Origin of the sequence: Saccharopolyspora sp. NPDC002686 (assembly GCF_040295745.1) — a bacterium.
GTDB classification, from domain to species: Bacteria; Actinomycetota; Actinomycetes; order Mycobacteriales; family Pseudonocardiaceae; genus Saccharopolyspora; species Saccharopolyspora oryzae.
Genome location: NZ_JBEOVY010000021.1, coordinates 1 through 16,588, shown reverse-complemented (window position 1 = coordinate 16,588; position 16,588 = coordinate 1). Strand labels below are relative to the sequence as shown.

Sequence of the window (16,588 nt, the reverse complement as noted above, 5' to 3'; positions counted from 1 at the left end):
CGCGGTAGCGGGAGCTGTTCTCGTTCACACTTTCCTCCGTGCCGCGCCGAGCGCGGCGGATACCTGGTCGACATCGGCTTCGGAAGTCCACGTCGCCCCGTCGAGTCCGACCTCGTAGCCGGTTCCGGTGGCCAGCACTTCCACGACGCGTCCCGGCGGACGGCCGCAGCGCCGCTCGCACCCCGACCAGTGCACCGGCAGGTCACCGAGCGAGGCCCCTCGCCGGGCGTCTTCCCGGACGTCGGCCAGCGCCTTCGCGCACCCGGGCCGACCAGCGCACGTGGTCACCCCGACCCCGGCCGAAGCGGGGTCGGTGAGCAGGCCGCGCGCACCGAGTTCCGACGCCCACCGACCGGCTTCGACCGGTCGCATGCCGGGCAGGACCGCGGTCCGCCAAGGCGTCAGGCGCAGTTCGCCCGCGGCGTCGGATGCGGCGGTGATGATATCCACCTGGTCCCGCGCCAGACGGCCCAGTGGTGCGCCCGCCACGACGGAAACCGTTCCGTCGCGCCGAATCACGCGCCCGACCTGCGCATGCGTGGTCGGCGCCGGGGGCGTCGGCTCGGCTGGTGCGACCTCGGCGCCCAGCCGTTCAGCGATCCGTCGCGCCCCGCCGTCGAGTTCGGCCAATCGCCATGCCGAACAGCCCTGCGCCGCCTTCTCCGCGAGGAATGCTTCGGCGGCGGCGATGGCGGCTCCAGCGGCTCGCCGCGGGGTCGTTCGAACACCGGAATCCACCCCGGCGAGCAGCAGCACAACGGTGTCCGCGGACACCGCTCGCAGCGCGACGTCGGCGCCGAGCGAGCTGACGTCGCCGCTGCCGTCGTCGACCGCGAACAGGAAACGTCCGGGCAGTTCGGCCAGCTCCGGGGTCGCGCACAGCGCCGCGTCGAGTTCGGCCGCCACCGCTCGCACGTCCACCAGCTCGCGCCCCTCCGCCGAGGGCGAGCCGATGATGTTGCGGACCCGCTCGTGGGTGTCCGACGGCAGCAACCCCGCTTCGCGCAACCGCGCGGCGAGCTCCTGCGCCGCTCCGGCCGGCAGGCCGCGGACCTGCAGGTTCGCCCGCGAGGTCAGCTCCAGCCCGCCGTCCCCCAACGCCGCGACCTCGGCCAGCGCGCGAACCTGGGACGGGCTCAGCGCGCCGCCGGGGACGCGGATCCGGGCCAGTCCGCCGTCGGCGGCCTCGTGCACCCGCAACGCGCCAGGACACGCATCCCGTTCAGCTCTTCGCACCACGCGGCAGATACTACGGACCCGGGTAGTTGCGGACGCAAACCAAACGCGGTGCGACGCGCGTCATGCTCGCGAACCTTGACGTAGGATCACCCCGTTGCGGAAAGTGGTCCGCAGCATCATGCGGCGATGTGCGGAGGAAGCCGGTGCGAATCCGGCGCGGTCCCGCCACTGTCACCGGGGAGCGAACTCCACGATGCCACTGTCCTAACAGGACGGGAAGGCGGAGCGAGCGCTGATCCGGGAGCCAGGAGACTCCGGTCGCCGCTGGACCTGCCGACCGGGGCGAGGAACCCCGAGAGAGGTGCCGTCATGCGCCGCGCAAGCGCGCCCTGGCCCAGCGTCGCCGTTCGCCGAGCCGAGGAGCGCCCCGCATGATCCTGCTTCTGTCCACTTCGGACACAGACCTGCTCAGCGCCCGCGCCGCCGACGCCGACTTCCGGCTCGGCAACCCCGCCCGGCTGGGCGTGGACGACCTGCCGCCGCTGCTGGAGGACGTCGAGCTGGTCGTGGTGCGGCTGCTCGGCGGCCGCCGGGCCTGGGAAGAAGGTCTGGACGCGCTGCTGGCGGGACCGCGCCCGGTGGTCGTGCTCGGCGGCGAGCAGGCCCCGGACGCCGAGCTGATGGAGTGCTCGACGGTGCCGGCCGGGGTGTGCGCCGAAGCGCACCGCTACCTCGCCCACGGCGGCCCGGACAACCTCGCCCAGCTGCACCGATTCCTCTCCGACACGGTCCTGCTCACCGGCCACGGCTTCGAACCGCCTGCCGAAACGCCGTCCTGGGGCGTGCTCGAGCGGACCCCGCAGCGCACCGAAGGCCCGACCGTCGCGGTGCTCTACTACCGAGCGCACCACATGGCGGGCAACACCGCGTTCGCCCACGCGCTGTGCGAGGCGATCGAGGACGCAGGCGGTCAAGCCCTGCCGCTGTTCTGCGCCTCGCTGCGCGCACCCGACCCGGAACTGCTGGAACAGCTGGGCAAGGCGGACGCGCTGGTCGTCACCGTGCTCGCCGCCGGGGGCACCAAGCCCGCCACCGCTTCGGCCGGTGGCGACGACGAGGCGTGGGACGTCGGCGCGCTCGCCGAACTCGACATCCCGATCCTGCAAGGCCTGTGCCTGACCAGCAGCCGCGCCGCGTGGGAGGACAACGACGAAGGCCTGTCCCCGCTGGACATGGCCACCCAGGTGGCGGTGCCCGAGTTCGACGGCCGCCTGATCACGGTTCCGTTCTCGTTCAAGGAGAACGACGCCGAAGGCCTGCCGGTCTACGTCGCCGATCCCGAGCGCGCGGCCCGCGTCGCGGGCATCGCGGTCCGCCACGCCGCGCTGCGGCACATCCCGCCGCAGGACAAGCGGCTGGCGCTGATGCTGTCGGCCTACCCCACCAAGCACTCCCGGATCGGCAACGCGGTCGGCCTGGACACCCCGGTCAGCGCGGTCCGCCTGCTGCGGGAGCTGCGCGACCAGGGCTACGACATCGGCCCGGCCGACGGTCCCGACGCGCTGCCCGGCGTCGCCGAGCAGGACGGCGACGCGCTGATCCACGCGCTGATCGCCGCTGGCGGCCAGGACCGCGACTGGCTGTCCGAGGAGCAGTTGAGCGGCAACCCGGTCCGCATCCCCGCGCGCCGGTACGCGGAGTGGTTCGCGACGCTGCCCGAGGACCTGCGCGGCGAGATCGAGCAGCACTGGGGAGCGCCGCCCGGCGAGCTGTTCGTCGACCGGTCCCAGGACCCGGACGGCGAGATCGTGCTCGCCGCCGTCCGCGCGGGCAACGTCGTGCTGATGGTGCAGCCGCCGCGCGGTTTCGGGGAGAACCCGATCGCGATCTACCACGACCCGGACCTGCCGCCGAGCCACCACTACCTGGCCGCCTACCGCTGGCTGATCGACGAGTTCGGCGCGCACGCGATGGTGCACCTGGGCAAGCACGGCAACCTCGAGTGGCTGCCCGGCAAGACCGCGGGCATGTCCGCCTCCTGCTCCCCCGACGCGGCGCTGGCCGACCTGCCGCTGATCTACCCGTTCCTGGTCAACGACCCCGGCGAGGGCACGCAGGCCAAGCGCCGCGTGCACGCCACCCTCGTCGACCACCTGGTGCCGCCGATGGCGCGCGCGGAGAGCTACGGCGACATCGCGCGGCTGGAGCAGCTGCTCGACGAGCACGCCAACATCTCCGCGATGGACCCGGCGAAGCTGCCCGCGATCCGCAGCCAGATCTGGACGCTGATGCAGGCCGCCAAGCTCGACCACGACCTGGGGCTGGACGAACGGCCGCACGACGCCGAGTTCGACGACATGCTGCTGCACGTCGACGGCTGGCTGTGCGAGGTCAAGGACGCCCAGATCCGCGACGGCCTGCACGTGCTCGGCGACGCCCCGACCGGCGAAGCCCGGGTCAACCTCGTGCTCGCGATGCTGCGGGCCCGCCAGATGTGGAGCGGGCAGAGCGCCGCGCTGCCCGGTCTGCGCGAAGCGCTCGGGCTCTCCGAGGACGGCAGCGAGGCGCGCGAGCACGTCGACGACGTCGAAACCCGCGCGCACGCCCTGGTCCAGGGCATGGAGGACCGCGGCTGGAAAACCGCTGCGGCAGCCGAGGTTTGCCGCGAGGTCCTCGGCGAGACCAACGACGCCGTCGTGCAGGTGCTGGAGTTCGCCGCGAACGAGGTGGTGCCGCGGCTCGCGGCGACGACCGACGAGATGACCGCGACGCTGCACGCCCTCGAAGGCGGCTACGTGCCCGCGGGCCCCAGCGGATCGCCGCTGCGCGGACTGGTCAACGTGCTGCCCACCGGACGCAACTTCTACTCGGTCGACCCCAAGGCGGTGCCGAGCCGGCTCGCGTGGGAAACCGGTTGGGCCATCGCGGAATCCCTGCTCGACCGCTACCGCGCCGACACCGGCGAGTGGCCGCGCTCGGTCGGCCTGTCGGTGTGGGGCACCAGCGCGATGCGCACCTCCGGCGACGACATCGCCGAGGTGCTGGCGCTGCTCGGCGTCCGGCCGACCTGGGACGAGGCGTCGCGCCGCGTCAACGGGCTGGAGGTGATCCCGCTCGAGGAGCTGGGCCGCCCGCGCATCGACGTCACGGTCCGGATCAGCGGGTTCTTCCGGGACGCCTTCCCGCACGTGGTCGCCCTGCTCGACGACGCGGTGCGCCTGGTCGCGGCCCTCGACGAGCCGGCCGAGCAGAACTTCGTGCGCGAGCACGCGCAGGCCGATCTCGCCGAGCACGGCGACGAACGCCGCGCCACCATGCGGATCTTCGGCTCCAAGCCGGGTGCGTACGGCGCCGGGATCCTGCCGCTCATCGACAGCCGGAACTGGCGCGACGACGCCGACCTGGCCGAGGTGTACGCGGTGTGGGGCGGTTTCGCCTACGGGCGCGAGCTGGACGGCGAACCGGCGCGCGTCGACATGGAGAGCGCGTACAAGCGGATCTCGGTGGCGGCGAAGAACACCGACACCCGCGAGCACGACATCGCCGACTCCGACGACTACTTCCAGTACCACGGCGGCATGATCGCCACGGTGCGCGCGCTGACCGGCAAGGCACCGGCGGCCTACATCGGCGACAGCACCCGCCCGGACTCGATCCGCACCCGGTCGCTGACCGAGGAGACCTCGCGGGTCTTCCGGGCCCGCGTGGTGAACCCCCGCTGGCTGGCCGCGATGCGCCGGCACGGCTACAAGGGCGCTTTCGAGCTCGCGGCCACTGTGGACTACTTGTTCGGCTACGACGCGACGACCGGTGTCGTGGCGGACTGGATGTACGAGAAGCTCGCCGAGACCTACGTGCTGGACGAGCAGAACCAGCAGTTCCTCAGCGAGTCCAACCCGTGGGCGCTGCACGGCATCACCGAGCGGCTGCTGGAAGCGGCCAACCGCGAGATGTGGCAGGAACCGAACCCCGACACCCTGCAGGCCCTCCAAGAGGTCTACCTGCAGGCCGAGGGCGACCTGGAAGACGGCCCCCAGCACTGAATCCCGCGCGCTGCACGACACCTCAGGGCGTCGTGCAGCGCGCGATCTTTCCCCTCCACGCTCCTGCCTCCCGGAAGTTGCCGAACGGCTGTCCGCGCACGAGGAAGTTCCGGCTCCAGTCGATTCTGCGTCCTCCGGCGTTGCCACCACTGCTCCGTAAGTCTACGCTTACGGTTCGTGGACACTTACCGAATCTCGGATGCCGCGTGGAACGCGTTCGGGGATCCGAGTCGGCGCGCGATCATCGAGTGCCTGGCCGAGCGGCCGCAGTCGGTCCGCGAACTCGCCGATGGGCTGCCGATCAGCCGACCAGCGGTCTCCCAGCACCTCAAGGCCCTCAAAGGCGCAGGGCTGGTCACCGACCGCCCCGCCGGCACGAAGCGCATCTACCAACTCGACCCGACAGCCGTGGGCGCGTTGCGCGATCAGCTCGACGCCTTCTGGAGCCGTGCGCTGGCCGCCTACGAGGACGCCGTCGAACAGCCCGAAGGAGATTGAGCGATGTCCGAGGCAGCGAGCACGGTGGTCCGCAAGGAAGTCGTCGTGAACGCCCCGATCGAACGAGCTTTCACCGTCTTCACCGAGCGGTTCGGCGACTTCAAGCCACCCGAGCACAACCTGCTCCAGGCCGAGATCACCGAGACGGTGTTCGAACCCCACGTCGGCGGCCACATCTTCGACCGCGGGGCCGACGGCAGCGAGTGCCGCTGGGCCCGAATACTCGCCTACGAGCCCCCGCACCGCGTCGTCTTCAGCTGGGACATCAGCCCCCGATGGCAGATCGAACCCGACCACGAGCGCACGAGCGAGGTCGAGGTCCGCTTCATCGCCGAAGCTGCGCAGCGCACGCGCGTGGAACTCGAACACCGCAAGCTCGATCGCCACGGACCTGGCTGGCAAGCCGTCAGCGATGGCGTGGGAGGCGAGGGCGGCTGGCCGATGTACCTCGCTCGCTACGCCCAGCTGCTGCCCGGGGACCGCTGATGGCGGCATCGGGCACTACCAGCGACGCGATGCCACCACCCCGGGAACCCCTGCAACGCAAGAGCGATGCGCTCGAACTCCTGCGCTCGGAGACCACCGCGTGGCTGGCCACGGGCGATGCCGACGGCCCGCACCTCGTCCCGCTCCTGTTCCACCACGACGGCGAGGTGCTCACCTTCGCGACCTCCGCGAACAGCCGCACGGTGACCAACGTGGCCGCCACCGCACGAGCACGGGCAGCCATCGGCCAGCACTACGACGTGGTCATGGTCGACGGCACGATGGAGATCATCGAGCCCGACGCGATCGATCCGGCCATCGCCGACCCGTTCGCCGCACTGCTGCGCGGCGGTCCTGACCCGCGGCGCACACCCGGATTCGTCTACCTCCAGCTCACCCCGACTCGGTTGCAAGCATGGCGCTCCTTCGCCGAGCTCAGCGGCAGGACCCTGATGCAGTCCGGCCAGTGGCTGGTCTGACCGCAAGGCGATCCACTCCCAGGCACCGGCACCGGAACGGCGGAGAAGCGAAGGCTCGCGCCGAGCCGTCGAACACGCGGCAGTCGACGAGCGAGAACTACCGGCGCGATTCGGGGGCCAGGTCGGCGACCGGGCCGATGACGATGGTCGCCGGCGGCTTGATCTCGGCTTCGCGGATCGCCTCGGCGGCCTCGCCCAGCGTCGTGCGAAGTGTCTTCTGGTTGCGCGTGGTGCCTTCCTGCACCACCGCGACCGGGGTCTTCGGGTCGCGGCCGTGCTCCACCAGAACCGCCGCGAACTCCGCGATCCGCTTGACGCCCATCATCAGCACGATGGTCCCGCGCAGCCGTCCCAGCGACGGCCAGTCCACAAGGGACTGCTCGTCGTGCGGTCCGACGTGTCCGGACACGACCACGACCTCGTGCGCGACACCGCGGTGCGTCACCGGCACGTCCGCCGCGGACGGAGCCGCGAAAGCACTGGTGATCCCGGGAACCGCCGTCACCGCGACACCGGCCTCGGCGCACGCCAGCAGCTCCTCGAAGCCGCGCCCGAACAGGTAGGGGTCGCCGCCCTTGAGCCGCACCACGAACTTCCCGGCCTTGGCGTGCTCGATCAGCAGCGAGTTGATGACGTCCTGGTTCGCCGCCCGCCCGTACGGGATCTTCGAAGCGTCGACCACTTCCACGTGCGGACCGAGCTCTTCGAGCAGCTCGCGCGGCGCCAGCCGGTCGGTGATCACCACGTCCGCGCGCCCCAGCAGCTGACGCCCGCGCACCGTGATCAGGTCCGGATCGCCCGGCCCGCCACCGACCAGGGCCACCCCCGGCGACGGCGGCTCGGAGCGCTCGTCGACCACGCCGGTCCGCAACGCCTCGACGAGCGCGTCGCGAACGGCGGCCGAACGCCAGTGCTCGCCGCCGGACAGCACGCCGAGCAGCAGCCCGCCGTGCTGCGCCACCGCCGGTGTCACTGCCGTGCCCTGCGAGGCGTCGTCGGCGCGCACGCAGAAGATCCGGTTCTGCTCGGCCTCGGCCGCGACCGCCGCATTCACCTCGGTTCCGGTCGCGCACGCCACGACGTACCAAGCGCCGTCGAGATCACCAGTCGCGTAAGGGCGCTGGTGCCAGATCAGCTCGCCCGCCTCGGCCATCGCTTCAACGGCGGGAGTCGCCTCCGGCGCGATGACCTCGACCCGCGCACCGGCGTTGATCAGGCGCGGAACCCGGCGCTGCGCGACGGTGCCCGCGCCGACGACGACCACCCGCTTCCCGGTGAGGTCCAGGCCGGCGAAGTAGTGGTGCTCAAGGTGCTTGGTCATGTCCGTAGTCCAGTCGTGCTCGCCCGACGCCATCGCCGGGGATTCGTGCTCACAGGGGCGGTTGGCCACTTCGTCGTGGCTCACGATCACCGGTCCGGCCGCTCGGCGCCACCCCGAACCAACCCGTGGACGTCGGTCACGCGCGCTCCGCCCGATCGCGGCGGGAGGACAGGCTCCACCAGAGCGCGGCGCCGCCCCATACTGCCATGAAAACGGCCAGCGTCAGATAGCCGAGCAGTTCGAAGTGGTCGCTGATCGCCGCGATCGGCGTGGTGTTCGGCACGCCGAGCTCGTCGAGCACCCCGGCGAGCACGACCAGCGCGACGACCGCCGCCAGCACCACGGTCAGCGCGGTGGTGGTCACGTTCACCCACAGCCGCCGCAGCGGCTGGGCCAGCGACCAGGTGTAGGCGCGGGACATCAGCATGCCGTCCACGCTGTCCACAGTGCACATCCCCGCGGCGAACAGCAGCGGCAGGCTCAGCACCGCGATCGGCGAAAGCTGCCCCGGCGTGACCATGGCGAGCACGGTGATCTCGGTCGCGGTCTGCATGCCGAGGCCGAACAGCAGCCCGATCCCGAACAGGTGCCAGGAGCGGGCGATGGTGCGCGTCCGCCCGCGCAGCAACCGCGCGAGCAACCCGCGCCGACCGAGCACCATCTCGACCTCGGCCTCGTCGACGTCACCGCGCCGCGCCCGGCGCAGCAGGCGCACCGCGTCGCGCAGGACCAGCGCGTTGAGCACGGCCAGCGCGGTCAGCACCGCGATCACGATCAGGTCCACGACCGTCGAGACCTGCACCCCGGCCTGCTCCGCCCACTCCTGCGCGGCGGGCCCGGCGATGAACGCGACCGCGAACGCGAGGAAGAGCACGACGCTGGCGTGCCCGAGCGCGAACCACATGCCGGTCGAGACCGGACGCCGTCCGCGTTGCATCAGCAGCCGCGTGGCGTCGTCGATCACCGCGACGTGGTCGGCGTCGAAGCCGTGGCGCAGGCCGAGCAGGTACGCCGTGGTGCCCGCTGCGGCGAGCCCGCCCGCCATGCCGAAGTTGTCGTGGTGCAGCAGGTAGGCACCCCAGCCCACCAGGTGCAACACCCCTACCGCGGCCAGCACGACCGCTGCCTTGCGCCGCTCCGCCGCGCCCCAACCGGCGCGCTGCTGTTCCGTTCCGGATTCCCCGTGCATGGGTTCTCCGACCTCCTGGGTTTCCCGCCCGAGGGGCTCGGTGTCCGCGCGCCGCGGTGCGACGCGGGGCCGGCGCGCAGTCTCCTGACTCCCGGATCGACGCGGCACCCCGGCCTTCCAGCTGCGTGGCAGCCGTGGCCTCGAGCGGGGGCCGCTCCCCGGTCACAGTGGCGGGACCGTCCCGGATTCGCACCGGGTTCCTGCACTGTCGGCGGCGGAATCCTTCCGCGATCACCACCCCCGGGTCAAACCCCGGTGACCGCGATCACCGGAATGCCGCAGTTTCAAGTGAGGTTTTTCCAGACCTACCGTGCGTGGCGGTACCGCGGATGCGATCACCGGGTTTCCGCAGTTTCAATTGAAACTGTGGTCTCCCGTGCTCGGGGTTTGCAGTTTCAATTGAAACTGTGGTCCACGACTACTCCGAACGGATGAACATCGGCCTTTCGCCGGCCCGGGAGCGCGCGCATGCTGGGGGTTACGGCGACCTGAAACGGCCTGCACCAGCGGGCCGACGGGGACCAGGAGGCCACCATGAACGAGACGCACACGATCACGTTGAACCTGCAGGTCGTGGAGGCGGGGTCGAAGACCACCGCCGACGTCGGGTTCACCACTCCGGCCGGTCAGGCGCTGCACGGCCACGGAACCGCGCGACGCCACCCGGACGACCCGGAGGTACCGCAGATCGGCGACGAGATCGCGATCGCCCGCGCCCTGTTCGAACTGGCGCACAAACTGCTGGACAACGCGGCCAAGGACATCGGAGAACGCCTCCACCGCCGCGTGCACCTACCGGCCTGAATTCATCGGCGATTTCACGCGAGAACCCCGCGCGGAGCGCCGTTCTCGCGTGAGATCGCCGACCCTCACGAGTGCACGGCGAGGGCTTCGCCGACCGCTTTCGCAGCCAGGTCCACGACGTCCTCGCCCAACCCCTGGCGAACCCGGACGCGCAGCGGAGCAGGTCCGAGGCGCGGCAGGTCGTCGCGCACGACGAGCCCTTCCAGGCGCGGCTTCGCCGACGGCAGCAGCGCCACCCCCAGTCCGGAGCGCACGGCCGCGAGCACCCCGGCCAGATCGGCGGCCTCGCACACCAGATCCGGCTGCTGACCGGTGTCGGTCACCGCTCGGACCGCGAGCCGCCGCGTGATGCACGGCTCGTCGAAGACGACCATCGGCAGCGGTTCGCCGGCCGCGGGCGGTTCCCAGTCCGGGGCGGCGTACCACTCCAAGCGGAACTGCCCGGCTTCGCGGTCGTGGCCGCTGTTGGCGTAGTCGATCAGCAGCGCGATGTCGATGCTGCCGCGGTCGACCGCGTCCGCCAGCCGGGCCGTCCGGTCGAGCCGGAACCGCACCTCCCACTCCGGGAAGGCCGCGCGGAGCCGGGTGGCCAGCTCCGGGAGCAGCCGGTCGGCGGCGTGCTCGGTGGAGCCGAAGACGAGCGTGTGCGGCTCTTCAGCACCGAGGCGGCGCAGCGCCGAGTCGTGCACGTCGAGGATGCGCCGCGCTTCGGCCAGCAGCAGCTCCCCGGACGACGTGAACCTCGCCTGCCGCCCTTCCCTGCTGACCAGCTTCCGGTCGACCACCCGCTCCAGCTTGCGCACGTGCTGGCTGACCGCGGACTGCGTCAGCGACAACGCGGCGGCGGCCCGGTGGAATCCGCCGCAGTCGGCCACCGCGACCAGGCTCCGCAGCGCGACGACGTCCAGCACAGCGCTCATGCTTCCGAGCATAACTGATAAGCTTTCGCAATCGATCGCGATTGCTTATCGTCGTTGGACGCGGCCGGGGGACGGCGGCGAACCTGGGATCATGAAGACCGCACGCTCGATCCCGCTGTCGCTGGCAGCGCCGATCGTGTTCATCTGGGCCAGCGGATTCCCCACCGGGAAGCTGGGCGTCGCCGCCGCTCCCCCGTTCCTGCTGACCACCGTGCGCCTGGCGATGGCCGCCGCGCTGCTCGCGGTGATCGCGACCGCCTCCCGCGCCGACTGGCCGCGCGGCAGGCAGCTGGGGCACGCGGCCGCGTCCGGAATCCTCACCTACGGGGCGCAGTTCGGCGGCTGCTACGGCGGGATGAGCGTCGGCGTTCCGGCGTCGGTGACCGCGCTGGTGATCGCCATGAACCCGGTCCTCACCGCAGCGCTGGCGGCCGTGCTGCTGCGCGAGCGGCTGAGCCGGGTCCGCCTGGCGGGACTCGTCGTCGGCGTGCTCGCCGTGGTCGTCACCCTCGGCGGCCAGGTGCTCGCCGAGGGCACGTTGAACCCGGGCATCCTGCTCACCCTGGTCGGACTCCTGGGCTTCTCCGCCGGCGGCCTCTACCAGCAGCGGTTCTGCGGGCCGATCGATCCGCGAGCCGGCGGAGCGGTGCAGTCAGCCGCTGCGGCTATCGCGGTCGGCGTGCTCGCGCTCTTCGAGCACGGCCACGTCACGCACTGGGTGCAGGCCGCCGCGGTGCTGGCGTGGCTGGTACTGGCGGGATCCGTCATCGGCATCTCGTGCTACCTGCGAGCGGTCGCCGTCGGCGGGGCGAGCCGGGCGAGCGCCCTGTTCAGCGCCGTGCCACCGGTCGCCGCGCTGCTGGCCTGGCCCCTGCTCGGCGAAACCCCGACGATCGCGACAGCGCTCGGCATCGCGCTCGGCGCCGCGTCCTGCGTGCTCGGCACCCGCCCGGACCGAGCAGCACCGGTGCGCCCGCGCGAACGCCGGGTACGTCAGCCCATCGATTCCTGAATGCGCTTCCACGCCGCCTGCACGTGCCGCCGCTCGGTCTGCGGTGAGCCGACCGCGAACCGCAGCACCGTGCGACCGTCCACTTTGGTGTGCGTCAGGTACAGCTCACCGGATTCGTTCAGCGACTCCATGAGCTGGTACACGCGCTCGTCGTCCTGCTCCGGGAACAGCGGCCGGAAGCAGACCAGCCCGAACGGATGCGGCTCCAGCAGTTCGAACCGCGGGTCCTCGCGCACCCACCCGGCGAACTCCTGCGCGAGTCCCACGGTGGTGCGGATGTGCTCGCGCAACCCCTCGGCCCCGTACCAGCGAAGCACCGACCACAGCTTCAACGCCCGGAACCGGCGCCCCAGCGGCACCTGCCAGTCGCGGTAGTCGATCACCTCGCCGGACGCCGTGGCCGGGTTGCGCAGGTATTCCGGCAGGATCGACAGCGCATCGATCATCGGCGCCCGGTCGGCCATCCACAGCAGGCTGCAGTCGAAGTTGGTCAGCAACCACTTGTGCGCGTTGGTGCAGTAGGAGTCGGCGAACTCGGCGACCCCGTCGTTGATCCAGCGCAGCTCCGGGCACACCGCGGCCACGCCCGCGTAAGCCGCGTCGACGTGCAGCCAGACGCCGCGCGCCCGGCACACCTCGCCGACGGCGCGGACCGGGTCGATCGCGGTGGTCGAGGTGGTGCCGATGGTCGCGCACACCAGGGTCGGCACGGCCCCGGCGGCGAGGTCCTCGGCGATCAGGGCGTCCAGGTGCGCGGGGTCCATGCCCAGGGTGTCCGGGTCGACGTCGACGATCCGGACGTTGTCCGCGCCGATGCCGACCATCCGCGCGGCCCGCGCCAAGGACGAGTGGGTGTGCTCGGAGACGTAGAGGGTGTGGCGCCGGGTGATGCCCTTGCTCGCGACGGCACCACCGCTGACCCGCTGCAGCGCGGCCAGGCAGGCCACCAGCGCGGCGCTCGACGCCGAGTCCTGGATGACGCCGCCACCGACCGCATCGGTCCGGAAGTGCTCGGGCAGCCCGAGCAGCTCGGCCATCCAGTCGACCACGACGGTCTCCAGCTCGGTGCAGGCCGGACTGGTCGCCCACACCATGCCCTGCACGCCGAGCCCGCTGGAGAGCAGGTCGCCGAGGATGGCGGGCCCGCTGGCGTTGGCCGGGAAGTAGGCGAAGAAGTTGGGGTGCTGCCAGTGCGTCACGCCGGGAACCAGCACGGCGTCGAGATCGCGGAGCACCTCATCGAACGGTTCGCCCTGCTCAGGAGGGTGCGCGGGAAGCTGAGCCCGAACCTCCCCAGGCCGCACCTGCGACCGCACGGGATGCGACTCGACGCCGGCGTAGTAGTCGGCGACCCAATCGACGACCTGCCTGCCGTAAGCCCGGAACTCCTCGGGTGACATGTGCCCAACCACCCAGCCACCCTCTCACCGCGAACCACCCCAGACCAGACCTGACGCGGTCAGACCCCGTCGAACCTGTCGAAGTGGCACACCTTGGCGAACTGCGGGCAACCGTTCCCAGCCCCGCCCAGACCGATCAGCAAGTCCTCCACGGACCGAGGATCGCGGCGATACCGCGACACCTGCCGGGTCAGCGCGCGAAAGACCGCACCGGGTGCGAGTTCGTGCAGATCGAGCAGGAACTCGTCCTGATGCAGGGCCGTGACGTCGTAGCACTCCAGTGCAGCCTTCGGGAAGTCGCGAAGGTTCTCCGTGACGATCACTTCCGCGTTGCCGCGAACGGCGGCCGCGACGACGTGGCGATCCTTGTGGTGGTTCGCCATTCCCCGTATCAGGTCTTCGTACCCGGCCACCTCGGCCCCGGGGAAGTGCACCCGCATTTGCTCCAGGCGGTGCTCAACGGCACGCGCCGGAACTCCACAGCGAACGAGGTTCCGGCGCAGTTCTTCCAACACATCCCCGGACCAGAGCGGCCGGTACACGTCGTCCTCAGCGATGCTGAGCAGCGTGTCGCAGAGCAGCGGCTTGAAAAGCACGCACGTGTCGAGGAAAGCCCGAATCATCCGCCGCGGCTCAGCCTTCCCGATCCGAATCGGACAACCGCTCGACGCGCGAATCGGCTGGCAAATCGTAGAGACCTGCTTGTTCTGACACGCGGACCATCTCGTCCAGCCCCGCCGCGCGGGCGCGCCTAGCGCGTTCGCGATAAGCCAGCAGGTCGTCCAACCGAATCCGGCGGTGGCGGCCCGGCTGTTCGAACGGAATCTCGCCGGATTCGAGCAGCCGAACGAGAGTAGGCCGGGACACGCCGAGCAGTTCTGCGGCCTCTCCCGTGGTTAGCACGGTGTGCCGCGGCGCAACCGTGATCGCAAGACCGCGCGACAGTGCGAAGACGACGTCGTGCAGCACGTCGTACAACTCGTCGGGCAGATCGATCCGGGAGCCATCGCGAGTGATCAACGCCGGCGCGTTGTCCTGCTCATCCAGCGCGCGGAGCAGTCCGAGCAGCTCATCGGCCTTAGCCGGAGGCAGCACCGTGCGTTCACCTGTCCCCCTCATAGCCACAACGCTAGCAGCAAAACGAACAAAACGAAAGCCGGATTCCGGCGGCCGGGGTTCGGGTCAGGGGGTTTCGGTGGCCATCCAGCGGTAGCCGCGGGGGGTGACCATCCGGTGGCCGACCACTGTGGACTGGGAGGAGCCCACGACCACCGTGGTGTTCGCGTCCACGTCGGTCGGGTCGAACTCGCTGATCGGGGCGCACCAGATGCGCTGGCCAGTTCGAGTCGCGTGCTGGACCGCGCCGACCGGGGTCGTCGCCGGGCGGTGTTCCGCCAGGATCTCCAGCGCTCGGCCCAGCTGGTCGGGGCGCGGGCTGCCGAGGCAGACCACCAGGTCGCCCTCGGCCGCCGCTCGCACGCGGCGCTCGATGACCTCCCACGGCGTGCGCAGGTCGGACAGGCTGATCAGCACGTGGTCGTGGCCGAGCGGAGCGCCCAGCAGGGCCGATGCCGCCAGCACCGCGGTCACGCCCGGGACCCCGACTACCTCGATGTCGACGTCGGCCTGCTCCAGGGCCGGGCTCGCCATCGCGTACACCCCGGCGTCGCCGGAGCCGATCAACGCCACTGCGCGTCCCTCGCGGGCCAGTTCGACCGCCTCGGTCGCGCGGGCCTCCTCCTCGCCCTGGCCGGTGGACCGCACCTCGGTGCCCGGTCGCAGCAGGTGCCGCACCTGGTCGACGTGCTGGTCCAGGCCCACCACGACCGATGCGCGGCGCAGCTCGGCGTCGGCGCGCGGAACGCGCAGGTCCGCCGCGCCGGGGCCGATGCCGATGAGCGCCAGCCGCCCCCTGGGGCGGATCCGGGCGGCCGCCGCGGTCACGCCGTTGCCCTTGATCTTGGGCGCGACCAGCTCGATCTGGGCGCCGTAACCGAGCTCGGCCGCCGCGTGCAGCGCTGACGCCTCCGCCACGCTGGACGTACCGGCCTCCGCACCCACCGCCTCGCTGGGGTTGGGCACCTCGACCTCGGCCAGCACCTCGGCCGGGTAGGTCAGCAGCGACAGCTCGTCGCCGCCGTCCGCGGAGTGCCAGAACCCGAGGTCCTGCACCGCTTCCAGGATGCCGTCCTCGTCGGCCTTGAGGTCCACGCTGGCGATCGCCCGGATCGCGCGCGGGTCCAGGCCGTGCTCGCTGTCCAACCGGGCGATCGTCTCGATCACCGCGGTGCGGGAGATCCCGCTGGTCGAGCCGACCCCGACCACCAGCGTGCGCGGGATCAGCCGCAGCGTCCGCTCCTCCTCCTCGGTCGGGCGGCGGTCGTCGATCACCACCGTCCACAGCGGCGTTTCGACGTCCGGCGACACGTTGGGCGGCAGGGCGGGCAGCGGGAAGCCGTGCGGGTTGACCAGGAGCACCGGCAGGTCCTCGAGCAGCGCCGCACCGCAGGACGCCAGGTCACCGTCCACAGTGGCGTCGAGCTGTTCGACGAGCTCGTCGAGCGGGGTGACACCGGTGGCGCCGGTGACCGTGGTGACCACCGGATCGCAGTCGAGCACGTCGGCGACCTGCTCGGCGAGGGCGTTGGCGCCGCCGGCCTGGCCGCCGGTCAGGGCGATCGCGAAGCGCTTCTCCTCGTCGACGCAGACCACTCCCGGATCGGCGCGCTCGTCCCGCAGCAGCGGTGCGACCAATCGCACGGTGGCGTCGCTGGCCAGGAAGAACACCGCTGCGTCGAGGTGGTCCCACAGGCGGCGCACGGCGGATCCGATCGGCCCGTCGGCGACGACCGCGTCCGGCCCCAGCCGTCCGGCGACCTCAGCGGCGGCCCGCCGTCCCGCCGCGGTCACCGCGAACAGACCGATCACTGCAACTCCCCTACCCGGTCGACAGCCCTCCCCCCCGCATGGTCCCACCCGCATGGTTCCGCCCTCCCCGGGCGCACGGAAAACCACAGTTTCAATTGAAACTGCGGTCTCCCCTGGCGACGAGCACCTGCGGTTCCGGTGGGGCAAGTTCTCGTGAGTGGCGATGGTGGTTCTTACGACCATCGCCACTCACGAGACCCAGACCCGAGCGGAGGGCGAGCAACTCGTCGAAACCGCGGTGGTGAGGGACGACATCCGTCGGCGTGTCGGGGCCCGACACGCCGACGGGGGGGGGGATAACATATATAATAGGGGAGGGTTTTAAAAGG

The 16,588-nt window shown here is 71.3% G+C and carries 14 protein-coding genes and 2 riboswitches; of the genes, 6 read left to right on the top strand and 8 right to left on the bottom strand.

What is annotated here, in order from left to right; genetic code table 11:
* Positions 1–24: 24 nt before the first annotated feature.
* Positions 25–1,239 carry a ferredoxin-like domain-containing protein gene (locus ABTZ89_RS04890; RefSeq protein ID WP_351040280.1) on the bottom strand — a complete coding sequence of 405 codons (1,215 nt, stop codon included), beginning with the start codon at positions 1,237–1,239 and terminating at the stop codon, positions 25–27.
* Positions 1,240–1,372: 133 nt separating this feature from the next.
* Positions 1,373–1,494, top strand: a riboswitch (cobalamin riboswitch).
* Between the two features lie 116 nt (positions 1,495–1,610).
* Here ABTZ89_RS04890 and cobN point away from each other — a divergent pair.
* The 4 genes from cobN (at position 1,611) to ABTZ89_RS04870 (ending at position 6,685) form a co-directional block, all read left to right on the top strand.
* The gene (gene cobN, locus ABTZ89_RS04885) at positions 1,611–5,222 is read left to right on the top strand and encodes a cobaltochelatase subunit CobN (RefSeq protein WP_351040277.1); all 3,612 of its coding nucleotides are present in this window, start codon (positions 1,611–1,613) and stop codon (positions 5,220–5,222) included.
* A gap of 177 nt (positions 5,223–5,399) precedes the next feature.
* Complete coding sequence (locus ABTZ89_RS04880) at positions 5,400–5,720, top strand: ArsR/SmtB family transcription factor (protein ID WP_270946891.1); 321 nt, start codon at positions 5,400–5,402, stop codon at positions 5,718–5,720.
* 3 nt (positions 5,721–5,723) lie between these two features.
* On the top strand, positions 5,724–6,206 hold the full coding sequence (locus ABTZ89_RS04875) for an SRPBCC family protein (protein WP_270946890.1): 483 nt from the start codon (positions 5,724–5,726) through the stop codon (positions 6,204–6,206).
* Positions 6,206–6,685 carry a pyridoxamine 5'-phosphate oxidase family protein gene (locus ABTZ89_RS04870; RefSeq protein ID WP_351040273.1) on the top strand — a complete coding sequence of 160 codons (480 nt, stop codon included), beginning with the start codon at positions 6,206–6,208 and terminating at the stop codon, positions 6,683–6,685. The genes ABTZ89_RS04875 and ABTZ89_RS04870 overlap by 1 nt, the downstream gene beginning before the upstream one ends.
* A gap of 97 nt (positions 6,686–6,782) precedes the next feature.
* Here ABTZ89_RS04870 and cobA read toward each other — a convergent pair whose 3' ends face one another.
* Positions 6,783–8,006, bottom strand: coding sequence for a uroporphyrinogen-III C-methyltransferase (gene cobA / locus ABTZ89_RS04865; RefSeq protein WP_351040270.1), 1,224 nt, complete (start codon positions 8,004–8,006; stop codon positions 6,783–6,785).
* Between the two features lie 136 nt (positions 8,007–8,142).
* A complete protein-coding gene (locus ABTZ89_RS04860) occupies positions 8,143–9,195 on the bottom strand; it encodes a HoxN/HupN/NixA family nickel/cobalt transporter (RefSeq protein ID WP_351040267.1) in 1,053 nt (350 codons plus the stop codon).
* 77 nt (positions 9,196–9,272) lie between these two features.
* A riboswitch (cobalamin riboswitch) is annotated at positions 9,273–9,398 on the bottom strand.
* 331 nt (positions 9,399–9,729) lie between these two features.
* On the opposite strand from ABTZ89_RS04860, the gene ABTZ89_RS04855 reads away from it, so the two are divergent.
* Complete coding sequence (locus tag ABTZ89_RS04855) at positions 9,730–9,999, top strand: DUF1876 domain-containing protein (RefSeq protein ID WP_270946885.1); 270 nt, start codon at positions 9,730–9,732, stop codon at positions 9,997–9,999.
* 65 nt (positions 10,000–10,064) lie between these two features.
* On the opposite strand, the gene ABTZ89_RS04850 is transcribed toward ABTZ89_RS04855, so the two are convergent.
* Complete coding sequence (locus tag ABTZ89_RS04850) at positions 10,065–10,919, bottom strand: LysR substrate-binding domain-containing protein (RefSeq protein WP_270946883.1); 855 nt, start codon at positions 10,917–10,919, stop codon at positions 10,065–10,067.
* Positions 10,920–11,010: 91 nt separating this feature from the next.
* Here ABTZ89_RS04850 and ABTZ89_RS04845 point away from each other — a divergent pair, with 91 nt between their 5' ends.
* Positions 11,011–11,931 (top strand): DMT family transporter, encoded by a 921-nt coding sequence (locus ABTZ89_RS04845; RefSeq protein ID WP_351040264.1) that lies wholly within the window; start codon positions 11,011–11,013, stop codon positions 11,929–11,931.
* Here the strand turns inward: ABTZ89_RS04845 and ABTZ89_RS04840 are convergent.
* The 4 genes from ABTZ89_RS04840 to ABTZ89_RS04825 all read right to left on the bottom strand — a co-directional run bounded on the left by ABTZ89_RS04840 (position 11,913) and on the right by ABTZ89_RS04825 (position 16,259).
* Complete coding sequence (locus ABTZ89_RS04840) at positions 11,913–13,331, bottom strand: pyridoxal-dependent decarboxylase (protein ID WP_351040261.1); 1,419 nt, start codon at positions 13,329–13,331, stop codon at positions 11,913–11,915. The genes ABTZ89_RS04845 and ABTZ89_RS04840 overlap by 19 nt on opposite strands.
* A 59-nt stretch (positions 13,332–13,390) precedes the next feature.
* Entirely contained in the window at positions 13,391–13,954 is a 564-nt protein-coding gene (locus tag ABTZ89_RS04835; RefSeq protein WP_351040258.1) for a PIN domain-containing protein, read from the bottom strand.
* 10 nt (positions 13,955–13,964) lie between these two features.
* Complete coding sequence (locus ABTZ89_RS04830; protein WP_351040255.1) at positions 13,965–14,450, bottom strand: excisionase family DNA-binding protein; 486 nt, start codon at positions 14,448–14,450, stop codon at positions 13,965–13,967.
* Between the two features lie 63 nt (positions 14,451–14,513).
* Positions 14,514–16,259 carry a bifunctional cobalt-precorrin 5A hydrolase/precorrin-3B C(17)-methyltransferase gene (locus tag ABTZ89_RS04825; RefSeq protein ID WP_351040253.1) on the bottom strand — a complete coding sequence of 582 codons (1,746 nt, stop codon included), beginning with the start codon at positions 16,257–16,259 and terminating at the stop codon, positions 14,514–14,516.
* Positions 16,260–16,588 lie beyond the last annotated feature (329 nt).